A 22884-nucleotide genomic window follows, 5' to 3' on the forward strand; every position below is an offset into this window, starting at 1 on the left:
CTGTCACACGCAAATTCAAGTCGAACATTGCAATTAGAGTATAGCATATATTATGAATATTTTCGTGTTTCTTTGAAGCATACATTGACATTCCATATCAGACTTTTTATACTGGGAAATGTAAATTTCAAAGAAGAGCTTATGTAATAGGCTGTGAGAAGTTTTCAGAAAGTAGGAATCCAATATGAACTGTAATGATTCTATGATAAATAATTCTATTCTCAAGAAGAGGGATGATCCTGGCAGAAATTTCCAAATCCTTGCCATTTCAAACCGACATCTCTGCAATCAACCTTTTGAAGACCAGATTAAACGGGTCTGCGAATGGCACCCGGACGCTCTCATTCTTAGAGAAAAGGATTTGCCAGAAGACGAATACAAAGCATTAGCAAAAAGTATTCTGGATATCTGTAAAGCTTACGATGTTCCATGTATCTTACATACTTACTGGAAAGCAGCGCTGGAACTCGGACATGATGCCATTCATTTGCCACTGCCTCTGTTACGGGAGTTGTCTGCCGAGTCGCAGAAGCATTTACAAAGTCAGGATTCGACAATCTCGCAGAGTTTTCATGTTACGGACTTCCATAAAATCGGCACATCTGTTCATTCTGTCGAGGATGCCATGGAAGCAGAACAGCTCGGTGCGACCTATGTGACAGCCGGACACATTTTCACAACAGATTGTAAGAAAGGCCTGCCGCCACGTGGACTTGATTTTTTGAAAAATGTCTGTGATGCAGTCACGATTCCTGTCTACGGAATCGGCGGAATAAAATTTGACCCGCAGCAATGGAACAGCCTGAAAAAACAAGGTGCCTGCGGCGGGTGTATTATGTCAGGAATGATGCAGCTTTAAAACTGCATCTTTTTTATTGTCTTCTGCAATTCATTATTGCACATATGGATTATACAGAAAGAACGCTCCGGAAAAAGCCAGCGCCAGATATATCATTGGTTCCCATTTTCTTCCATCAGCCTCTATTGGATTTTCCACATGTCCATCACCTTTTTCTTTCTGTTTTCCACAAACTAACACATAAATACCTCTCCAGATCAGATATCCTGCGCACGCGCCGATCGTATTTGCAAGCAGATCATCAATATCTGTTGCACGCGCGTTAAATATCTGAGAAATTTCAATTGTTAACGACAGTAAAAATCCTGTGACTGTGACATTTGTTATATTTCTGCATTGCTTCCATATACATGGTATCAACAGCCCAAGCGGCAGAAACATGATTATATTTAACACAAACCCCATGCCCAATCCTGCCAGTGGATTCCAGTTATATCCACCACTGATGGCACCTTTAAGTCTTACAATGTCTGCCAACAGGCCAATCCCTGTCACTTTAAATACCGCCCACAGATAAACGAGCATTACATAAACTCCAAAATAATATTTTGCAGGCACACGTCTGGAATTTTGCTTTGCTTTGATTTCCATTAGTCCCTGATATATCAGACACGGCAGCAGCAGCGTAAGAAGCAGATAACCACTGTACATAAAATCCTCAACTATATAAATATATAAAATCCTCACATAATCCATAACATTTTCTCTCCTTTTTCCAGCCTTTATCTTCACACCTGATATATTAGAATACATTTCTTAACAACTTCTTTAGAATATTCTTAATATTCTCTGTAGCTTTAACCCATGCCTGTATCATGCAGTCCGATAACATCAACATTTCTTTCAATTTGTTTCTTGAATTATCAGACAAATGCATCTATCATAATCATATAAATATGATGCCAGGGTCAAAAGGTCTTTCATCCACATGAACTTGCTCATAAGTGGATGAAAGACCTTGGGACGCGCCCCAATATGAGCCTAAAAGTGGGATGACAATCCCACGATATGCGAATAATTGGGAGGATTATGGGAGTGCAAAGCACGGAACAATCCGTAGGCATCGTACTTGCAGTCCAGCAAACCAGAGCTGTATTTGGGGGACCAATTACAAATTTAAAAATGAATTCAATTATATAGGAGGGCTTTTCTTATGACACAGGCTGAAATCAAACAACTGATTCAGAAACAGCGGACTTTTTTTCATTCCGATGCTACGCTTGATGTAGAATATCGTATACATGCACTTCAAAAATTAAAAGCATGCATCTTAAAATATGAAAATGAAATGAATATCGCAATCCGTGCAGATTTGGGAAAATGTGCTTTTGAAAGCTACATGTGCGAGACTGGTCTCGTCTTAAGCGAACTGACTTACATGCTGAAACATACACGCAAATTTTCGAAAAAGCGCACAGTCAGGACCCCGCTGGCACAGTTTCACTCCAGGAGCTATCAAAAACCGTCCCCGTATGGTGTCACACTGATTATGAGTCCATGGAATTATCCGTTCATGCTCACCATAGAGCCGTTGATCGATGCGCTGGCAGCTGGAAATACCGCAATCCTGAAGCCAAGTGCCTATTCTGCACATACTACTGCTCTGATCAGCCGTATGATCCAGGAATGCTTCGATGAAAAATATGTGGCCGTTGTCACAGGTGGGCGCGAGGAAAATAATTTCTTGCTAAATGAACATTTTGACTACATCTTCTTTACCGGAAGCCAGGAAGTAGGGAAGGAAGTGATGCGGCATGCTTCCAACCATCTGACTCCAATCACCCTTGAGCTCGGTGGTAAAAGCCCTTGCATCGTTCATAAAAGTGCCGATATCAAACTTGCTGCTAAACGTATTGTTTTTGGTAAATTTTTAAATTGTGGGCAGACATGTGTTGCTCCTGATTACATTTACTGCGACCGCACAGTCAAAGATAAACTTATAAAAGAATTGAAAAAACAGATTCAAAAACAATATAGTAAACAGCCTCTGGCACATAAAGAATATGGCAAAATTATCAATTTAAAACATTTTGACCGGCTGCTTGGACTAATTGATTACGACAAAGTGGTCTATGGCGGCACTTTCGACCATCACACTTTACAGATCGAGCCAACAATCATGGACAACGTCACCTTTGCGGACGCTGTCATGCAGGAAGAAATCTTCGGACCCGTTCTTCCAATCCTGACTTACGATTCTATCAGCGAAGCCGTGAATAATATCCGTGCCATGTCCCATCCGCTTGCACTTTATATTTTCGCAGGAGATACACATGTAGCGGAAAATGTAATTGCAAGAATCGGGTTCGGCGGAGGCTGCATTAACGATACACTGATTCACCTTGCCACAAGCGAAATGCCTTTCGGCGGATTTGGCGAAAGCGGCATGGGCAGTTACCACGGAAAGACCGGATTTGATACATTTACACATTACAAAAGTATTGTGGATAAGAAGACCTGGCTGGATCTTCCAATACGATATCAGCCTTACAAGAAGATAAATAATAAGTTGTTACATATGTTTCTAAAATAAATGCTATCTAAAAACAACAGACCAGTTTACAGTTCTCCCATAAATCCACAAACTGGCCTGTTGTTTTTTATCAGAATTGGACCTTTATATCAAGCCATGAGTGTTGTACAGTAGGTTCAATCGAAAGATAAGTAATCATATAAGGAAAGAGGTTTTTACTATGAATTCAAATTTGAAAAAAATTGTGATGACAGCACTTTTTGCTGCACTTGCATGTGTTGCCACCATGTCTATCCGTATTCCAACACCTGGAACAGGCGGATATATACATCCAGGTGATGCAATCGTAATCCTGTCAGGAGTTGTTCTTGGACCAAGTTATGGACTGTTGGCAGCCGGTATCGGTTCCGCAATGTCAGACCTCCTTGGTGGATATTTTGTATACGTTCCGATTACATTTGTAATCAAAGGACTGATTGCTCTGTTTTCAGGACTTGTTTACCAGAAAATTGCAAAAGATTCCAAATCACGTTATGTAGCAGTGCTTCTCGGTGGCGTGATTGATATCGTACTGGTAGCCGGTGGATATTTTATCTGTGAATTTTTCCTTTATGGATCATCTGCAGCAGCAAGTATTCCGGCCAATATTATTCAGGGAGTCGGTGGACTGATTATCTCCTTCGTACTGTACCCGGTATTAATGGCAATTCCAGATGTAAAACAGCTCACATATAAGACAAAATAAACTATGAGAAACACGCTTCGCGAGTTTCTCAAGTTATCGCGGCAGTCGCCAAGGTCTCGTGCAAGCACGGACTTTGGCTCGTTGCTCGCGTAAATCAATTGGGGACGTAGTAAACTTTAAAAGTACTACGTCCCCATCATTCATTATCGGTGTCCCTTTTAGAACACTTTCGTTCTCTGACCTCCGCTTAAATCTGTGACATCGCGTTCCAGTCCGAGATCCAGAAGTCCAAGTGCTCTTGCTACCTCTTCTACTTTTGCATCGATGGGGTAGAAATCATGTAAAGTCAGCTCATCCTGAATCGTTCCCAGTTCTTCCATCAACTGCTCCATCTGCTCTGAATCTGTGTCTCCAAGCTGGTCACAGATTTCATTCATGCGCTGCTCTTTTTGAAGAAGTGGATCAAATGCTGACTTTAATACGCCGCCGATTGTCATTCCCTTTTCCAGTACTGCATGCTGATCCAGATATCCTGCATGGACATTCTTTGACCATTCTACTTTTCCTTCATCCGGCATCAGCTTTCCAGTCACAATATTCATAAATGTGGACTTTCCTTCACCGTTAGCTCCTACAAGTCCGATATGTTCCCCTTTTAAAAAACGGAATGAAACATCTGAGAAAATTGCCCTGTCACCAAAGCCATGAGTAAGATGTTAAACATTTAAAATACTCATTTTTACTTTCTCCTTTATCTGCAAAAATTGTTCATTTTATTACGATTAAAAATCATCTCAATAATTGTTCATTTTATTACGATTAAAAATCATCTCAATAATTGTTCATTTTATTACTGATTGAAAATCACCTCAAGGATTGTACCTCCCGACGGATTGGACTTAACTGTAATACTGCCATCATGCACTCTCACGATCTCATGGACCAGTGCAAGTCCCAGTCCTACACCGCCAAGCTTTCGGCTTCTGGACTTATCCACGCGAAAGAATGGTTCAAATACACGCTCCCTGAGCTCTTTCGGGATTCCACTTCCTGTATCCGCTACTGACAGGCAAATGTGTTTTTGCTCCTTATATGCAGTTACTGTAACCTGTCCACCTGAATGATTATATTTTATAGCATTTTCAACAAGATTATATACCAGCCTGTAAATAAGAATATCACTTCCAACCATCGTTATATCCTTACATTTCCCAATAAGTTTTATATTCTTTTCCTGTGCAAGAGGTTCCAAATCCTCCAACACCTCATCAACAAGGTCATCCATGATAATTTGTTCATCCCGGCCTACCGTCTGAAGCTCACTCATATCGAGAAGTGTCTTTACCATCTTGCCAAGCCTGTCATTTTGTTCCGTCACCATCTTTATCATCTGTAAGGTGTCTGCATCACTGCCTGGATGCTGGGTGGAGTGATATAGGTCAAGCTGTACCTGCATTAAAGATAATGGGGTGCGAAGCTCATGTGCTGCATTTGCAGTAAATTGTCTCTGTACCTCAAATGCATCCTGAAGGCGTTCAAGCATCTTGTTATATGAAACACTAAGCTGATTCAGTTCTTTAATCTTGCTTTCTTCGATTCGCGAGTCTGCCAGATTTTGTATCTGCACCTCTTCTATTTTATCAGAAAACTCACGGAGTGGTTTGAGTGCGTGTCCACTTATAAAATATGTAGCTACCCCGCCAAGAATCGCCAATAAAGCTGAAATTACCAAACTGTTTTTTCTGTAGTCTTCCTTATTATTGTACACTTGAACAGAAAAATCATTTGCGAACTCATCCCACTTATCCTCTGGTATGCTAATATATATTTCTTCTGAATCATTTCCACTATTGTCTGCACTATCATCGCCCTGCGCATTAACAGCCTTCTGCAAAGAATCTATATAATACACACCATTTTTATAGACAAACATCGTCAGACACCCACATATGATTGCAATACACAATGTAGTGATACAGGTAAGTCTCCACTGCAGTGACATCTTTTTCATCGATCGGACTCCTCTCGTATTTTATACCCTTCTCCCACCTTGTTCATGATTACATCATGTCCAAGCACTGCTTTAAGCTTTCTTCTTAGTGAAGACATATGTACTCGGATAGCTCCACTAAAGCTATCCACGGAGGCATCCCAGACATGCTCCATCAATTCCTCCTGGCTTACCGGTCTGCCCAGATTAAGAAGCAGATATTCCAAAATACCTTTTTCTTTTCTTGTCAGGGAAATCTTTATTTCCTTTGCATATGCCTCACGCTTTATCGTGTCAAACTTAATATCGCCGCTTTCCAGGCATACATCCTTTTGTACAAATTTCCTTCTTGTCAGACTTCTGATACGAGCCTCAAGCTCCTGTAGATGGAACGGCTTTTCCATATAATCATTCGCACCAGCATCCAGCCCTTCGACCTTATCTGCAATCTGCCCTCTTGCCGATAATATAAGAACCTTTGTCTCCTCATTGCTCTGTCTTAGTTCCTTTAGGATTTCCATCCCATCCATGCCTGGCAGATTCAGATCCAGAACAACCAAATCATAATTCTCTGTCAGAATGCATTCCAGCGCTTCTTCCCCATCATAACAAGTATCCACCTCATACCCGGCATCATACAGACTTTTCGCAATTGCATCACATATTTGTTTTTCATCTTCAACTATTAATAATCTCAAAATCATTCCACCTTCTTCTTAACGAAAATTTCACACCAACTATTGTATAATACTGAAGTCAGCTGGTCAACAAATACAACAAACGAAAGGAGTAACAAAATCTTGAAGTGCAGAAAAATATCTCAATTTGTAATGCTCATCACGGGTATCTCTATGATTTGCTATGGTGCGTTCAGAGGTGAAGGAGACGTCGTACTTGGCAAAGCAATAAAATTATGTCTGGAGTGTGTCGGAATTGGATAAAAAAACGAAATTACTATCAAAAAGAGTTGCCAAAATACGCGGATGGATACAGGCAGTTGCCACATTACTTACCAATATTCATATTTCCAATTTATTTAAGGGTAAAATATATCAAGGCAAAATCAAAACTGTATGTGTGCCGGGATTAAACTGCTATTCCTGTCCTGCTGCGACAGGATCCTGCCCCATTGGAGCCTTTCAGGCGGTTATCGGATCCTCCAGATTTAAATTTTCATACTACATAACCGGTTTTTTCATTCTGCTCGGTGTGACACTCGGAAGATTTATCTGTGGTTTTTTATGCCCGTTTGGCTGGTTTCAGGATTTACTTCATAAAATCCCCGGAAAAAAATTTTCCACAGCCCGTCTGAAACCGCTAAGATACCTGAAATATATAATCCTCATTGTTTTCGTTATTCTTCTGCCATTGTTTGTAACGAACTCTATAGGGATGGGGGATCCATTCTTCTGTAAATACATTTGCCCACAAGGTGTTTTGGAAGGAGCCATACCACTGTCACTTGGAAATACTGCTATAAGGTCTGCACTTGGAACACTTTTTTCTTTTAAATGCTTTATTTTAATTACAGTTGTTGTGCTGAGTATTTTGTTTTACAGACCGTTCTGTAAATGGATCTGTCCTCTTGGAGCGATCTATTCATTATTTAATAAGATCAGCTTTCTTAATATTAAGGTTGAAGGCAGCAAATGTGTCGGATGCAATCTATGTTCAAAGGCATGTAAAATGGATATTGATGTGTGCAAGACTCCAAATCATCCAGAATGTATACGATGCGGGGCTTGCATCAAGGCTTGTCCAAAAGATGCGATTCAATATCAGTTTCTGGGAAAAACATGCCCCAAAAAAGAACAGCAGCAGTCAACCATAACCAACCGGTAACTATTCATTTTATTACTATTATTTTAAGGAGCAATTATTTATGAAAACAAAAAGAACATTTCTCTCTATTTTAACACTTTGCATAGCATTATTATTTACAGCATGTAGCGGGAAAGGAACTGCAGGCACAGAATCTTCGAATACCAAGACTGAATCCGGCTCAGAATCTGCAGACGATTCCAACTCTAAACTGAATGATTTATATCAGCAGGAAAATCAGATCTTCGCAGATCACAAAGATGTATGGGACAAAGCATTTGGCATGATGAATAAAAGTGATGCGGATCCAAATGGAAATTATGCGGACTCTCTGGCTGCCACTATTGAATCAAACAAGGAGTCTTTTACAGATGACGAGCTGAAAACACTGACCGCTGATATTGAAACTATCCGAAAAATCGAGGAACAGATTGCTGAGATTGAAAAGAAAAATACAGGATCTGATAACACCGATCAGAAAAACAGTTCCAAAGGCGCATCTCCTTTCAAGAATTTCTCTGGTCAGGATTATGATGGAAATTCTGTTGATGAAAGCCTGTTTTCCAAAAATGCAGTAACTGTCATCAATTTCTGGTTCACCGGCTGCAAACCTTGTGTTGCCGAATTATCTAAACTTAACGAATTAAACGATGCAATCAAATCAATGGGTGGAGAAGTTGTAGGTATCAACACAGAAACCTTCGACGGAAACAAAACTGCTATAAAAGAAGCAAAGACTATTCTCGAAAAGCAGGGTGCTAAATATCGCAATCTTTCCATTGACTCTTCTTCAGATGCAGGGAAATATGCGTCCGATATTATGGCATTTCCTACAACAATACTGGTCGATAGAAATGGTAATATTGTAGGTGATCCGATGCTCGGCGGAATTGATAATCAAGACAACTATGATACTTTGATGAAACAGATTCAGTCTGTAATTGATGCAGACAGCACAAACAAATAATTCCATTCAAAGACAGGATAAAACTACAGTTGTTTTATCCTGTCTTTGATTAAAAAACCCCAGAAACACAAAGTTCCTGGGGTTTGATTTGCATTCTGTTGTTCCAAACAATTAACGTTTACGTAACCGAAAACAGCGGAAAAATCGAGCATATTTCAGACACAGCTGCTGTGCCTTTTCTGCAGTGAGATTATTTTCTTCCACATCCTCCGTATCAAAACTGATGAATTGCATTTCTACCAACATCAATTAGATCTACAATTTCTCTCCGTTCAGGCATAGAACAAATTGCACCTTTTTTTGTTGTAACTAGAGCCGCACCTGCATTCGCAAAGATAAGCATTTCTCTCAAATGATCCTCTGTCAAGTTGTTAATATCGTGTTCCAAAATATATGCCAAGGAACACCCGCAAAAAGTATCTCCCGCTCCTGTTGTTTCTATCGCTGATACCTGAAATCCTTTTTCTTCTATCCTAAAGTCTTTATAGTAAGCTCTACTCCCCTTTTTCCCCATAGTAAGAAGAATCAATGGTATCTCATATTTATTCTGTAAATATAAGACTCCTTGGTCATAATCCTCTATTCCTGTAATAAACTGAATCTCATTATCGGATATCTTTAGAATGTCACATTGCTCAAATCCATATTCCATCTGCTTTTTTGCCTCTTCCAAGGATTCCCAAAGAGGCTCCCTCAAGTTCGGATCAAAAGAAATCAGAGATCCATTCTTCTTTGCAGCTTTAACAGCTTTTTTTGTTGCATTCCGAACATTTTCATGTGTCATGGACAAAGTACCAAAATGGAAAATCTTTGTAGACTGAACAAACGTGTCATCTACCTCGTCTTCTGTAAGCATCATATCTGCACCTGGATTCCGATAAAAGGAAAATGCTCTGTCTCCGTCTGGAAATGTATGTACAAATGCAAGCGTTGTGTTCACATTTTTATCTACTTTTAGTTCCTTTGATGAAATTCCCACTCGTTCGATCGTTCCCTTTAGCATCGCACCAAACATATCGTTTCCAACCTTTCCTATAAAGGCTGTTTTTTTCCCCAGCTTTGCCAATATAGCAAGCACATTGCATGGCGCGCCTCCGGGATTGGCTTCAAAAAGCATATTTCCCTGATCACTTGTTCCATTATTCGTAAAATCGACCAGTAATTCTCCTAAAGCAATTACATCATACATTTTTACACCTCCGATACCTCTGTTCCTTCCAACGTGTACATTTCATATTTCACATTCCCCTGTTGATGAATATCAGTGCCTAGGTTGTAAACACAATTGGATATTATATATTCTCCGTCATTTACAAAAACTTCAATTAGATTCGGATCCACATATACATCTATCTGGAATCCGTCTTTTAAATCAGGAGTGGAAAATTCTGTTTGCATTTCCCATGAAGTATCTACCAGCCTACCTCTATCCGTATGGATCTTATTTCCTTTTCTTGTAATTTGATATCCTCCAATATCAACAGTCTCCCCATCCTCTAATGAAAATGATACTCTGTATCCATTTTCATCCGCTTCATCCGGGCTGTTAATCTTTTTGGAAAAAGCATTTCTTATATTAGGATGTACACGAAAATAAATATGATCATTTTTCACCTCAATAACCCTTGGAATGCATTGCATCCCGCTCCATTGTCCGTCAACCGGCTTTGGCATACGTAACCATGCTAACAGGACTCTTCTGCCCGCTTCATCCACAGTAGTCTGAGGCGCATAAAGATCCAGTCCATAATCCAAATATTGATATGTATCTGGCATCTCCATATGGCATGTTTCTTTCTGAAACATGACTTTCATACAGATTGACTGGTCAGAATAAGATTTCCCTCCTTTATTAAAATCCATCGGAGAAAAAATTAAAATCTGTTCTCCATCTGTTTGAAAATAATCAGGGCACTCCCACATCCAGCCGAAACCGTTATCTTTTGTGACAAAATTCATGTATGTCCAATTTTTCTTGTCCGTACTTTTAAAAAACAATAGCTTTCCCTGCTTATTATTAATCGTACTTCCAAGAACCATATACCATCCGTCATCTTCTTTCCAGACTTTGGGATCTCTTGTATGCCGTGCATCTCCGATCTCACTGTTATTAAAAACCGGAATAATAGTTTTTTTATCTTTTATGTTATCAAAATGATATCCATCTTCTGATGTAATCAGCATTTGTGCCGAAACAAACTGTTCGTCTAGAAACAAATTAATATCTTCAGGATTTTCCACTAAATACCTTACACCAGTATAATATAAATATAATTTACCCTCATCTTCAACGGCACTCCCTGAAAAGCAGCCATCTCTATCATCCGTTTTACTGGGAAATACTGCAATTCCCTGATACTCCCAGTTTACCAGATCATCACTCACCACATGAGCCCAATGCATCCTTCCCCATCTAGCTTCATATGGAAAACACTGATAAAATAAATGATATTTACCCTTATAGTAGATGAAACCATTTGGATCATTCATCCAGTGCCTGTTCGCTTTTACATGTATTTTCTGCATACTCTTTCTTCCTCCGGAAATTATATACTTTATTGTTTCAATAACAGCATTTAATAAAAAGACTGGCATCGAACTCTCTGTCAGTCTTTTTGCAATTATCTTTTACCATTGTTTAAGTATTATGTTGTCCCATATCTTAATCTCCCAAAGCAGGTGTCGGTCTGAAAACATTTACGGTTCTATCTAAAATCACTTGTTTTTCATTTCCCGAATCAAGAATCGTATTATTAGTCGCTTCTTGCTCAACCAATACATAAACTACCGACATCTCCCGGATATTATTTAATGATGTCAAAGCGTCTACCTGTGCCGAATAGCAAGAGTCAGATGCATCTTGCAACTCGTTTTCAATATCACAAGTAGCTACGATATGATTATTTGAAATATAGTTCCCTCTTCCAGAAGCAATACGTATAATCACAGGCATTGCATCTAGAGGCTTGATATATCTCCTTTGAATCATTTCTGAAATATGATTTGCAACTATAGAATTATTATTTCCATTTATATACAAAAGACCGTAACTGTCATCCAAACCATTGTCATTATCTAACATCGGTTTCCACGGCTCATTGTCTCTTAAGAAATGATTAGAGGAGATCATATTTTCAGAACAATTATCTTCTAACGAAAGCATTCCAGGGTAAAACGAATGAAACCTATTGTTTGAAATAATCGATTTTGCTACATTTTGAAAACACACACTACTTTTTCCTCTTGGGAAAACATTGTTGTTACTGATCAAAAGACCACCAAAACTTTGCGCCAAGATCGAATGCCCATTATACCCTGCACCGATCAGGTTATCTGTAATTTTAGAAGCCTGTCCCCAACCACGTAGTTCAATACAGTTGCCGCATTCTGCAATAAAATTGTCATGGATTGACAATGCATCTGCATGATAAATAACAACCCCATGTTCTAAGTATACAAATCCCATTCCTGTGATACGAAATGAATCTTGAGCACTTGCTATGTAAATTCCTGTCTTCCCATTAATATATGTATTCTCCGGATCATTTTTTTGGGTGCCATCATCTTCAAAATGTAATCCATCAATACAGAAATTTTCAAATTCAACAGAGCTAATCCTAGGATTTCCATCTCTTTCCACGTAAAATGCAGCTCCGTCTTTCTCCGATGCATTATTACCAGACAGTTCCACCAGAATACGGCTTCCTCCCGGCCATACCTCATGCAGGTCTTTCCATTCATCTTGCGGCAGATTATATCGGATACTGGAAGAGACAAAACCATGTCCCGATCCCATGATTTTTAGGTAACTGATGTCAATTACCACTTGAGTATGCAGATGATAATCGCCCGGTGGAATATATATTACTGCTCCCGGCTTTCCTCCTTCTTTAACATCCGAGTCTGTTTGCCTGCTTTTGATGTCTGCGATCATGCTGTTGATCACTTCTCCAATATCTTCATACGGATTTCCCGTCTTCCATTTTGTAACATCGTAATAATTGTTACATTTCATTCATAAATCCTCCTGTCTGTTTCTATCATCCCTATCCCTTCACAGCTCCGGCTGTCATTCCCTGTACAATATATTTCTGAACAGCCAGAGAAATGATCATAACAGGAAAACTAAACAAAAATGCTCCTGCACACATCGGACCTAAATCCAGATTATACGCTGATAAAAAGCCCGCTAAGCCAACAGTAAACGTCTTTGCATTTGTGCTGGTGAGCAATAACGCAACAAGAAAATCGTTCCATGCCAAAAACAATGTGAATATAAATGCAGTCGCTAAACCTGGTTTACAGATTGGAAGGATTACTTTCCTGAATGTCTGCAGACTGCTAGCCCCATCAATATAAGCCGCTTCGTCCAGCGTTGAAGGTATTCCTTCAAAGAAACTCAACATTGTCCACATAACAAATGGCATGTTAATTGCTGCATATACCAGTATTAAAGCAATTTTTGTATCATATAATCCCAAATTGCATATCAGTTCATAAATAGGCACCACGATACTTGAAGTAGGTATCATTTTTAAACACAAGACCAGAACCACTAACAAAATTGACAATTTTGCACCTGAACGCTGAATCGCATATGCCGCAAGAGATCCTAAGATCAGTGCAATAATCGTACTGAGTAACGCAGTACTCAGACTATTGAAAAGAAATTTAAAAACATCCATTCTTTCCAGCAAACCTGAAAAATTTTCAACTGAAAAGTTTTTAGGGAAAAAACTTGGCGGAACTGCGATTACTTCTGAACCCGGTTTAAAAGAGCAACAAATCACATATATATACGGAAAAAGCCAGCCTATTGTCAGAACCACTGATAATATGATCCCTATCTTTTTTCCTATTTCACTCTTTTTCTTCACTTTTATGCCTCCTATCCCAATCAACTAACCATTCTTTTTCTTCGGATTCCACAAGCTCTGCATAAATACCAGCGTGAATACTACTAAAACTACAATAAATACAACTGCCATCGCACTTGCATAACCAATGTCGTTATATCTTGTCAATGTCTTATATATAATAATACTGATCGTTTCTGAAGAACTGTTCGGTCCACCTTCTGTCATTGCCCAGATAATGTCAAATGTTCTGGCCGCATCAATGATCCTTACAGACAACGCCGTCAATAAAACTGGTTTGATGACTGGTAATTTGATCGCAAATATCTGCTGTAATTTGTTTGCACCGTCTATTTTTGCTGCCTCCAGCATGCTACTGTCCAACCCCTGTAGTCCCGCTAAGATCATCAACATCATAAATGGTGTTGTCAACCAGATGTCTGCAATACAACAAGCTAATAATGACCATTTTTCATCCGCAAGCCAGAGAATATCACTGCTACTTGATAAGATTCCTACTCGTGCCAGCAGTTCATTGACAATTCCAAAGCTTGAACTCATCATCAATTTCCATGTAAGACCAGCTACCAGTGGCGCTATCATAAGAGGCGCCATAAGAAATGAGCGGAGCACTTTACTACCTTTATAATCCAATTCAAAAAACAGTGCAAATAATAGTCCCATCACTGTTTCGATTCCTACGGCAACAATGATATAGATGAGAGTATTTTTTAATTGTTTCAAAAAGCCGCCGGCTGTAAATGCATGAATATAGTTTTCTAAACCGATAAATGTTTTATCTCCCGTAATGCCAATCTCAAAAAAACTGTCTATGACCATCTTGAATATAGGATATATCAGGAATGCACCCATAAATACCGCACCCGGAAGGAAGAATAATAATAAGGTTTTTTTTGAAATCAATCTCATTTTTACCACCTTTTAACTAGAAAGGTATTCTTGACAAGATTGACTCCTCAAGAATCCCTTTCTACAATTACGTAATCTATGTTTACTACTTTCCAATTGCCTCTATTTCAGCCTTTGCTGACTCCAGTGTTTCATTGATATCAGCTCCTCCCAAAGTAGATTCTACAACACCTACCAGCACTTCTTCGATCTGTGGCCATGTCTTTACCATAGGTCTTGCCTGAGACTGCTTTGAATTCAACGTTTCCAGAACCGCGGTTGTATGTTCATTTCCTGCTTCCTTTCCTTTTTCTTCGTATACAGAAGTCCTTCCCGCAATTTTTAATGTAAGATCCATGTAGTCTTCATTATGTTCATACATGAATTCTACATATTTTTGTGCCATTTCCTTATTTTTAGAATCCTTCATAACGCATTCATACCAAGGACCTGTTGTTGCACCAATTCCTGCACTTCCTGCAATCATCGGTGCACATCCAACTTTATCTGCGCCTAATGCCGCAACAGCCGCCGGATATTGATGACTCCAGTTTAACTGCATGGCGATTTTTCCATTAGTAAAAAGTTCCTGAGACTCTGTCGCTGCTGTAGATAAGGAGTCTGACGGTGTATAATCTGCATTTGCATTTTCAACCATAAAGTTTAATGCATCCACATAAGCCTGATCTGTTATATTTACATTACCTTCTTTGTCAAACACAAGCCCGTCTGCGCCTGCCTGACATGCAAAGTCAAGGAAGGAGCATACCGCATCGGTTCCGCTTCCAAAAACTGTAGTCCCGTACATCTCATCTGTTGAAAGTTCCTGGGAAAGCTTCTGATACTCTTCCCAAGTTTTTGGTACCTTGTTTTCTGGAATAAGATCTTTTCTGTAAATGAGAATTTTAGAATTTACCCACATAGGGTATCCAAGAAGATTTCCATCAATCGTACCACTCTCTTCTAGTGTCGGAAGAAAATCACTTGTGTCAGCATCTTTTAATGGTTCAATTGCGCCTGCAAAAGCTGCCAGCCACACTACATCCATACACGCCACATCATGAGTTGCTTGTTTTGCCTTTATTTCAGTTGAAAGTTTATCATACATTCCCGTATAAGCAACTGCATCTACAACCACCTCACAGCCAGTTTCCTCTTTAAATTCTGCTGCCGTTTCTTTCGCAAGTGCTTCAGCCGGAGAACCACTTTCTACAAGCACTGTGATACTGTTTTTATTGGATGCTTGTTTTTTCCCACCGTTTGCTCCACATCCAACCAACATTGATCCAACCATCGACATTACAAGAATACTTGCAATAATTTTTCTTTTCATTTTTATACCTCCATTCGTTTTGTTTATTGATTTATTGATATTCTATAATGTGAAAATTTGTATGTCAATCGTTTTCATTATCGTTTCATCAGTTTCCATATTTTTCACAAATCAAAAGTTTTGTTTTTAGATGTTTTTCACAACATCTCTCTATATATCCTTCTATTTTTTAATTTTATGAAATTTTTTTCATTTTATCTTTCCTTTTTCTGAAAATCATGTTATATTTATTTTCATAAGATTTCTATCTTATGCTATGCAATTTTCATACTAAGATATATATTATAATCACGAGGTGAGTATATGGATAAAGTTAAGATCACAGATATTGCAAAACAAAGCAAAGTATCTCCAACTACGGTTTCGCGATATTTTAATCATCCTGAACTTTTATCACAAGAAACACAAACTAAAATAGAAGATGCAATCCAAAAACTGAACTATAAGCAAGATCATCTTGCCAGAATTCTTGTAACTGGAGAATCGAATCTCGTAGGAGTTATCTTTCCACATTTACATTTAAGCTTTTACACAGAACTACTAAATCAGTTGATCAAATATGCAAAAGAAAAAGGATACCATTTAATCGTCTACACTTCCAACAACTCCAAATCGGAAGAATTACAACTTATCCAAAATCTTTTGTCCTATAGGGTCAAAGGGCTGATTCTATTAAGTCACCTCTTGTCTCCTCAAGAAATAGAAGAGCTTCCTGTACCTGTTATTACTATCGAACGTACAGGTGGAAATTATAAACAGATTAACAATGATAATTTTACTGGAGGAAAACTAGCCGCAGAGCTTTTAATCCAAAATGACTGCGATGTTTTTATCCATATCAATAATGACTATCAGGAAAATTGGCCTTCTTTCAAACGTATATTAGGGTTTGAATTCGGAATAAAAGATCGCTGTTATGAACGTATTGTAGAAAATAATTTTACTGACCCCTATACTTCAAAAGCAGAAAGTACAATGCAAAAAGTAGTTCAAAACTTACTAACCAAATATCCAAACAAAAAAATAGGGGTTTTTTGTTCTAATGACGATATAGCCAACCTCTTTGAACGTGAGTGTATCAAACAGGATTTTGATGTTCCAAATATGGTTGAACTAATTGGTTATGATAATTCTCCTGTATCAAACTATGCTGTTTATCCTATCACTTCAATTGATCAGAATATTTCGCTCATGGCTCAAGTAGCAATTCAGTCACTAGACAACTATATTCCCTGTGAAACCATCGTTCCAGCTATTTTAGTCAAAAAAAATACAACACTATGATACTTAACCCTGAATTACTCACTGCTGTTCCGTGAATGATTCAGGGTTAAATACTAGAAATACAAAAACAGGCAAACTATCGGTATCGGCTATACAGTATTTGATACAAAATTGGGTATTGCTATAGAGTGTTTCTTATATAAGAAAGAGTAAGCTTCTCTAACTGTTTTTCTGTTCTTCTATTAGATCTCCCTGTTTGAAAATACGGTCTGAATTATTTGCAAATTCTGTAATGTCTTCAAGCACAGCTTCATCCCCCTCACAATGAAAAATCCCATAGCATTTTTCTATATATCCAAGAACATCCGCTTCTTTAAACAAGTGGATAATCTGTTCAACAGGTAAATGCCACTCTTCTGAAGCAAGCCGGATTAGTCTTGTTTGCATGAAAGTAATCTCTGTTTTCTCACTCATAATGAATCCTCCTAATTTCTTGGTCAGTAATACTGGAATTTTCTACTCTTATCAATAACCCCAAGTCATCAGATTCCATTCTCCGCCTTCACTCCGTGCAAGCCACCATGACCAAGTGTATTCTTCGTTAGCTTCCCATGCACCGCCACCTTTTTCCGGCGAACGGAAACTGCTTTCAAATGCAATACATTGCGTAAAGGCTTCTTTATTATCATCCGTTCTTAAATTGTTCATCCATTCAATGTTATCTGCATTGTTGCATTCTTCATCCGGCATATAAGAAAGGCTATGCAATTCACAGCCCTCAAACGAAGCGAACTGCTTTTTTATAATCTCAATGGCAGAGTCTATTTCTTCTTTTGAATAAACGAAAGATGCTCCATAATCAATTTCCACTTTTGATGTATCGCCGTTCTTTCCGCATCCGGCAAAGAGAAGAACCAGCACAATGCAAAGCATTACGGTTATAATCTTTTTCATAGTGAATACCTCCAAATACCGTTTTTTCGTTCTCTGCGACTTCCCGATAAACGGGAAGTTAATTGATACTATCATAAAATCTTTGCAACACGATTGCCAACTCTTCCGGAGCTTCTATGTTTGCTTCATGACCTGTTTTCATAAGTTCATGGAAGTTGGAATTGTTCAAATAATGGCAAAGTTCTTTTGCAGTTTTTTTGTTTGCATTGTCCTTCTCTCCGCAAACGATTAATACCGGACATGACACCTTATGAAGTGAGTCGCTGAAATCTAATTCAGCCATCGTACCACATAGGTTAATAACATCTGCTTTTTTGAAGCCCATTTTATTGAATGCCGAATTCGGCATAAGATGAAACAACATATTCTGAACTTTTAATAATTTTTTTGGCATTTTATATTGTGCTGCAATTAATACGAGTGCCTTTACTTTATCCGGGTGGTCTATCGCATAATTAAGTGTCAAAACAGCTCCCAGAGAAAGCCCACATAAGACAATTTCTTCATTCTCCTTGTCGCATTCTGATGAGAATGCTGAATATAATTCCTTATATGCAGCAGCTTTCCCTTCTAACATCTCTGATAAACTCAAACTGCGACTGCTTTTCGATACTTTCGTTTCTTTTATTACTCTATTCCAACTGTCTGGTTTTTGCCCTAGTCCATGCAAATATAAATACTTCATATATTGTCACCCTTCAAATTTATATTTCATGCTTTCTATCACTTTATATGTCTGTATCTGAAATATTCAGCCACAAACTTTATCGGGGATAGGCACTTGTGCCGCAAGGGGAAACTCCCCTTGTACGAAATCTCTGATTTCGCTGTATTTTCCGGATTGAGATTTCTCAAAACCGGGAGCAGCACCGCAGGTCGCACGATACAGGCAGATGAAATTGCCTGTATAGAAGTGCGCTCTTAGCTTTGCTAAGAGATTTATGCCGTATCCGGCGTGTTATCTTTTTTCAATTTCTTTTTTCGACTTCTGAAGCATTCTGCCAGTTTTAATAATTTGACATGTCTTCTCTTGTTACTCATCATCTGTAAATTCCATCATCTCATCAACGGTGCAGTCCAGCTTCTTGCAAATCTTCTCAATCGTTTCCATTGATACATACTGATTTTTTCCCATCCTTGCAAGAATGTTTCCGCTGATTTCGGTAAGGTACTGCATCTCTATCCGCTTCATATTTTTATCTATGAGCATTTTCCATAACCTGTTATAACTTACGCCCATAAGCTACCTCCATCTTTTCGTTTAAACATATTTTGATTCTATCACGATTTCGTTAGGTTGAATATCTTTAGTTTTTGATATCTTCTGTAAAATGGAAAAGAGGATGCCTAAGCAAAAGGCAACCTCTCAATCCATTTAATCCTGATTAATCAAATGGAATCTCACCATCTGGTGCTTCCATGAATCCATCCTTATCTGTGTTCCTGACGAATCTGCACCGGCACCGTTATCCTTGTTCTGAGCAAATTCATGTTCTTCCACAATCACATCTGTGGTATAAATCATCTTTCCGTCCTTGTCCTTATAACTGCCGGTACAGATACGACCGCCAATCACAATTCTCATTCCCTTGTGGAGATATCTCTGTGCAAACTCTGCACTTTTCCCAAATGTAACACAGGAAATAAAATCTGCTTCCTGTTCACCGTCACGTTTATATCTTCTGTTCACTGCCAGTGTATATCTTGCTACTGCCATATCATTGTCCTTTCCGCAGCTACACTGCCATTGTATATTCTTCATCATCTACTTCACAGTCTGGCATAAACATTGCACATGCTTCCGGTGGAGTGGTATCATCCGGTGAAAACATTCTCCGGATCATTTCATACATAATCGGATACCGATATGCAATTTCCTCTCTTGCAAGGAATCTGCATACTCTATAAAGATTCTTTTTCATCTCTGCATCCGTTACAAGCATGGCGGCCAGATGGATTCTCTCCCTTGTATAAATCAGATTCGGGCATCCAAACCAGTTGATCAGCTGCATTTCTTTCATTTTCAGTTCTGTCATAAACTGCTCCTTTCCGGGCATTTCGCCCTGTAAACATTGTCATCAGTTTCATTCGTCCGGCGGTCTGGCGTGCGTTTCCCTGCCACCTGCAGCCGTCTCAGACTGCCTCTGCCTGCATCAGCAGGTCACTGACCATAAGGCTCCGGTCAGCCGCCCATCATCGGGAGTGTCATTATGATTCCGCTCGCTCTCAGAAAAAGAAAGGTCATGGCAGAACTCCTGGTAGGCTTCCAGGGTGCACTTATCGATTGTCAAGGTTCAGCGAAGGAACATTCCAAAACGTCCTCTGATTACTAAAGTCAAATGACTTGGCATGATGCAAAAAATTCGTGATATTTTTTTGCATTTTTATCATTTTTTCTTTTACTTTTGTTAGCCCCTTCACTTACTCTGTATTGGGAGAGCTAAAAGCGGACATGATTTTGAAAAATTATGAAAAAGTTTTGTTCCTCTACCTATAAAGCTTTTGAAAGTATATTTACCAACCCCCTTTTGCAATTTTTTTCGCAAAAATGAAATATTCCCTCACTAATAGCAAGTTTCAGAGGGCATTTGGACGGTATTTTCGCAGAAAAAATCATTTTTCTACTAATCACACGTGGGAACTTGAAGAATGTCAGATTATTTTTTAGAAAATCAAAAAAGAAGCACCAACTTTTATAGTTAGTGCCTGCCTTATGTCTCTATTGATTCCGAAAAACTCCTGTGGTAAATCCACAGGAGTGCTCGTCATCTTCTTTATTTCATTTTCTTCTTTCTTAAGATTAACCATCCGGTGATTACTGTTACCGAAGCGATCAGCGTAATCACATACTACATATCATTCCGGCTTTTGAGAATGGACAGACTGAGGAAGCAGCAGACTTCTTTCATGCACTGAAAAGCATAACCGCTCCACACAACAACAATTATTTCACTTCCGGCTTTCTGACACTCGGACTGGCATTGAGAGATTCCAAAGTAATTATCTATGGAATTGATGAAAAACAGGGAACAACACAGGTAATCCCTTACGAATATGATTGCGAATCAGACGCTTATATCCAGAATGAACATCTGGCATATAGCAGACAGGATAGCTTTTTCCGAGAAGCCACGAAAGAAGCGGTCTATCGGAAAATGCAATCCGACAGAAGTAACCCATAAGATAAACAAGAGGACTTGCAAGGTTTTCTTTCAAGTTGTTTCACCGAAGGGATTGCAGCGAAGCTGCTTAAGGGCTCTGTCGCCATTACAGATAGTACCCAGTACCATATGGCGAAACGTAACTCCTGCCGCTGTCCCTTCGGCATGATCTCCGTTCCATCTATTTTTCGAAAATCCTCTGCATCGGATTTTGTGGAAATATAATAATAGACAAAATAAAAGGCACTAACTTTTTTACGGTTAATGCCATTTCCTTTATTCATTCACATTTTCAAATGCTTCCTGTGTATTTGAGAATCCCATTCCTTTCACCGTTTCAGATAACTGCGATACGATGATAATCGATGGTGGACATCATGGTATCAGACTTTAGGAAAGGGAGGTACAACCCCATGAAAATTTATGTAGGCATTGATATTGCCAAACTCAACCATTTCGCCGCTGCGATTTCTTCCGACGGTGAAATAATTCTTGAGCCGTTCAAATTCACTAACGACGCTGATGGCTTCCAACTGCTGGTCTCTAAGCTCGAATCATTCGACAAGAACAGCATCATCATCGGTCTTGAGTCAACGGCACACTACGGTGACAACCTTGTTCGATACCTTGTTGCTGAGTTTTACCAAGTGTGTGTGTTGAACCCCATCAAAACCTGTCAGATGCGTAAAAATAACATTCGCAAAACTAAGACAGATAAGGTCGACACTTATGTGATTGCTAAAACTCTTATGATGCAAGACAACCTGAGATTCGTCAGTTTCTTTGATCTCGATATGATGAATCTGAAGGCTTTGGGACGTTTCCGTCAGAAAACCATAAAGCAACGTACCCGGTTGAAAATCCAACTGACAACCTATGTTGTCAGGTATGCCCGGAAATTCAATACTTTTTCAAATCCGGTCTGCATCAGCACGCTGTCTATGCTTTATTAAAAGAAGCCCCTTCTCCAACTCTTACTTATACTTTTATTTTACTATTCTTTCAATTTTTACCGTTTCACCATCAACATTATACTTAAAAAAATAAAATTTAATAACATTTCCTTCTGATACTTGTTCTAGATCACCTTTACACTTAGTACAATCTAAACTAACTTTTGTCGTATCAAAAAATAGACTACTTTCTTCCTTCTCATTTAGTTCTATTAAAAGTGTATCAAAAGTTTTCTCTACAACAACCCCACTCAAATGAAACCAATGAGCATTATCATCTCCACTAGAACGCAACTCCATATTTTGACGATTCTCCTTAAAAACATTTCCTTTTACACCAAGCACAATTAATACTATTGCAAACAAAAGTATGATTAACAAAATCAATCGTTTAAAAATTTTTCTCATAAATATCATTCTTCCTTAGATTATATATTTACTTTAATTATATATCTTATTTCCTATTTTATCTATATTTTTATGTTTATTTAAAATATTGCATTCTATTTCATTTTTATCAAAATATTTTCAAACAAATCCAAACAAAGAATCTAGGGTCAAATTTCGGTCAAATCAGGATAAATAAATATAACACTTTATATGTAAGTCAATTTTAAAAAAGTCTGTAATTCCAGCCTTTACAACACTTTGTAACACAATATAAACCATTTATCTCTATATAATGTATAACGATAATGT

The 22884-nt window shown here is 38.5% G+C and carries 24 protein-coding genes and 2 pseudogenes; 9 read left to right on the forward strand and 17 right to left on the reverse strand.

The features are described 5' to 3' along the window. Positions 1-184: 184 nt before the first annotated feature. Entirely contained in the window at positions 185-859 is a 675-nt protein-coding gene (locus C7E02_RS10615) for a thiamine phosphate synthase (protein WP_330406768.1), read from the forward strand. A 33-nt stretch (positions 860-892) separates the two neighbouring features. Here C7E02_RS10615 and C7E02_RS10620 read toward each other — a convergent pair whose 3' ends face one another. Beyond that, positions 893-1555, reverse strand: coding sequence for a VanZ family protein (locus tag C7E02_RS10620; RefSeq protein WP_005341296.1), 663 nt, complete (start codon positions 1553-1555; stop codon positions 893-895). Positions 1556-2012: 457 nt separating this feature from the next. On the opposite strand from C7E02_RS10620, the gene C7E02_RS10625 reads away from it, so the two are divergent. Together C7E02_RS10625 and C7E02_RS10630 are read left to right on the forward strand one after the other, a co-directional pair. Next, positions 2013-3392 carry an aldehyde dehydrogenase gene (locus tag C7E02_RS10625; protein ID WP_105309526.1) on the forward strand — a complete coding sequence of 460 codons (1380 nt, stop codon included), beginning with the start codon at positions 2013-2015 and terminating at the stop codon, positions 3390-3392. A 160-nt stretch (positions 3393-3552) separates the two neighbouring features. Further along, a complete protein-coding gene (locus C7E02_RS10630; RefSeq protein ID WP_005335742.1) occupies positions 3553-4077 on the forward strand; it encodes an ECF transporter S component in 525 nt (174 codons plus the stop codon). Between the two features lie 164 nt (positions 4078-4241). On the opposite strand, the pseudogene C7E02_RS10635 reads toward C7E02_RS10630, so the two are convergent. From C7E02_RS10635 to C7E02_RS10645, 3 genes and pseudogenes are all read right to left on the reverse strand, one after another. Then, positions 4242-4703, reverse strand: a pseudogene (locus tag C7E02_RS10635) (ATP-binding cassette domain-containing protein); the annotation flags it as partial. Between the two features lie 164 nt (positions 4704-4867). Then, positions 4868-6028, reverse strand: a complete 1161-nt coding sequence (locus C7E02_RS10640; protein ID WP_005341288.1) for a sensor histidine kinase — start codon at positions 6026-6028, stop codon at positions 4868-4870. Further along, complete coding sequence (locus C7E02_RS10645) at positions 6025-6711, reverse strand: response regulator transcription factor (RefSeq protein ID WP_005335748.1); 687 nt, start codon at positions 6709-6711, stop codon at positions 6025-6027. Before C7E02_RS10645 ends, C7E02_RS10640 begins: the two co-directional genes overlap by 4 nt. A gap of 126 nt (positions 6712-6837) precedes the next feature. Here C7E02_RS10645 and C7E02_RS10650 point away from each other — a divergent pair, with 126 nt between their 5' ends. Genes C7E02_RS10650 through C7E02_RS10660 form a run of 3 tightly spaced genes read left to right on the forward strand, consistent with a single transcriptional unit; the run spans position 6838 to position 8795 of the window. Then, positions 6838-6948: a CD1871A family CXXC motif-containing protein gene (locus C7E02_RS10650; RefSeq protein WP_173785556.1), complete on the forward strand. Its 111-nt coding sequence runs from the start codon at positions 6838-6840 to the stop codon at positions 6946-6948. Then, entirely contained in the window at positions 6941-7849 is a 909-nt protein-coding gene (locus tag C7E02_RS10655; protein WP_005341285.1) for a 4Fe-4S binding protein, read from the forward strand. The genes C7E02_RS10650 and C7E02_RS10655 overlap by 8 nt, the downstream gene beginning before the upstream one ends. 40 nt (positions 7850-7889) lie before the next feature. After that, positions 7890-8795, forward strand: a complete 906-nt coding sequence (locus tag C7E02_RS10660) for a TlpA disulfide reductase family protein (RefSeq protein ID WP_005341284.1) — start codon at positions 7890-7892, stop codon at positions 8793-8795. 214 nt (positions 8796-9009) lie between these two features. On the opposite strand, the gene C7E02_RS10665 is transcribed toward C7E02_RS10660, so the two are convergent. The 6 genes from C7E02_RS10665 to C7E02_RS10690 all read right to left on the reverse strand — a co-directional run bounded on the left by C7E02_RS10665 (position 9010) and on the right by C7E02_RS10690 (position 15893). Next, positions 9010-9984 (reverse strand): PfkB family carbohydrate kinase, encoded by a 975-nt coding sequence (locus tag C7E02_RS10665; RefSeq protein WP_005341282.1) that lies wholly within the window; start codon positions 9982-9984, stop codon positions 9010-9012. 2 nt (positions 9985-9986) lie between these two features. Next, positions 9987-11321 (reverse strand): glycoside hydrolase family 32 protein, encoded by a 1335-nt coding sequence (locus C7E02_RS10670; RefSeq protein WP_105309839.1) that lies wholly within the window; start codon positions 11319-11321, stop codon positions 9987-9989. 136 nt (positions 11322-11457) lie between these two features. Further along, positions 11458-12810 (reverse strand): right-handed parallel beta-helix repeat-containing protein, encoded by a 1353-nt coding sequence (locus tag C7E02_RS10675; RefSeq protein WP_105309527.1) that lies wholly within the window; start codon positions 12808-12810, stop codon positions 11458-11460. 31 nt (positions 12811-12841) lie between these two features. Further along, a complete protein-coding gene (locus C7E02_RS10680) occupies positions 12842-13672 on the reverse strand; it encodes a carbohydrate ABC transporter permease (RefSeq protein ID WP_005341277.1) in 831 nt (276 codons plus the stop codon). Positions 13673-13696: 24 nt separating this feature from the next. After that, complete coding sequence (locus C7E02_RS10685) at positions 13697-14581, reverse strand: carbohydrate ABC transporter permease (RefSeq protein ID WP_005341275.1); 885 nt, start codon at positions 14579-14581, stop codon at positions 13697-13699. Between the two features lie 85 nt (positions 14582-14666). After that, positions 14667-15893, reverse strand: a complete 1227-nt coding sequence (locus tag C7E02_RS10690) for an ABC transporter substrate-binding protein (protein WP_029730912.1) — start codon at positions 15891-15893, stop codon at positions 14667-14669. A gap of 303 nt (positions 15894-16196) precedes the next feature. On the opposite strand from C7E02_RS10690, the gene C7E02_RS10695 reads away from it, so the two are divergent. Beyond that, on the forward strand, positions 16197-17177 hold the full coding sequence (locus C7E02_RS10695) for a LacI family DNA-binding transcriptional regulator (RefSeq protein WP_105309528.1): 981 nt from the start codon (positions 16197-16199) through the stop codon (positions 17175-17177). Between the two features lie 159 nt (positions 17178-17336). Here the strand turns inward: C7E02_RS10695 and C7E02_RS10700 are convergent, their stop codons facing one another. The 6 genes and pseudogenes from C7E02_RS10700 to C7E02_RS10725 form a co-directional block, all read right to left on the reverse strand. Further along, positions 17337-17591 carry a DUF3791 domain-containing protein gene (locus tag C7E02_RS10700; RefSeq protein WP_044994025.1) on the reverse strand — a complete coding sequence of 85 codons (255 nt, stop codon included), beginning with the start codon at positions 17589-17591 and terminating at the stop codon, positions 17337-17339. A 51-nt stretch (positions 17592-17642) separates the two neighbouring features. Then, a complete protein-coding gene (locus C7E02_RS10705) occupies positions 17643-18071 on the reverse strand; it encodes a hypothetical protein (protein ID WP_029730910.1) in 429 nt (142 codons plus the stop codon). 58 nt (positions 18072-18129) lie between these two features. Beyond that, a complete protein-coding gene (locus C7E02_RS10710) occupies positions 18130-18756 on the reverse strand; it encodes an alpha/beta fold hydrolase (protein WP_105309529.1) in 627 nt (208 codons plus the stop codon). Positions 18757-19104: 348 nt separating this feature from the next. Further along, entirely contained in the window at positions 19105-19311 is a 207-nt protein-coding gene (locus tag C7E02_RS10715; protein ID WP_105309530.1) for a helix-turn-helix domain-containing protein, read from the reverse strand. A gap of 145 nt (positions 19312-19456) precedes the next feature. After that, positions 19457-19797 (reverse strand): annotated as a pseudogene (locus tag C7E02_RS10720) (single-stranded DNA-binding protein); the annotation flags it as partial. 10 nt (positions 19798-19807) lie between these two features. Continuing rightward, positions 19808-20107: a hypothetical protein gene (locus C7E02_RS10725; protein ID WP_242978794.1), complete on the reverse strand. Its 300-nt coding sequence runs from the start codon at positions 20105-20107 to the stop codon at positions 19808-19810. Between the two features lie 945 nt (positions 20108-21052). Between C7E02_RS10725 and C7E02_RS19770 the strand changes: the two genes are divergently transcribed. Continuing rightward, the gene (locus C7E02_RS19770) at positions 21053-21253 is read left to right on the forward strand and encodes a hypothetical protein (protein ID WP_242978795.1); all 201 of its coding nucleotides are present in this window, start codon (positions 21053-21055) and stop codon (positions 21251-21253) included. 392 nt (positions 21254-21645) lie between these two features. Then, positions 21646-22185 carry an IS110 family transposase gene (locus C7E02_RS10735; RefSeq protein WP_242978796.1) on the forward strand — a complete coding sequence of 180 codons (540 nt, stop codon included), beginning with the start codon at positions 21646-21648 and terminating at the stop codon, positions 22183-22185. Positions 22186-22218: 33 nt separating this feature from the next. Here the strand turns inward: C7E02_RS10735 and C7E02_RS10740 are convergent, their stop codons facing one another. Further along, positions 22219-22593 carry a hypothetical protein gene (locus C7E02_RS10740; RefSeq protein ID WP_105309532.1) on the reverse strand — a complete coding sequence of 125 codons (375 nt, stop codon included), beginning with the start codon at positions 22591-22593 and terminating at the stop codon, positions 22219-22221. Positions 22594-22884 lie beyond the last annotated feature (291 nt).

It is taken from the genome of Dorea sp. Marseille-P4042 (assembly GCF_900290215.1).
GTDB classification, from domain to species: Bacteria; Bacillota; Clostridia; order Lachnospirales; family Lachnospiraceae; genus Dorea; species Dorea formicigenerans.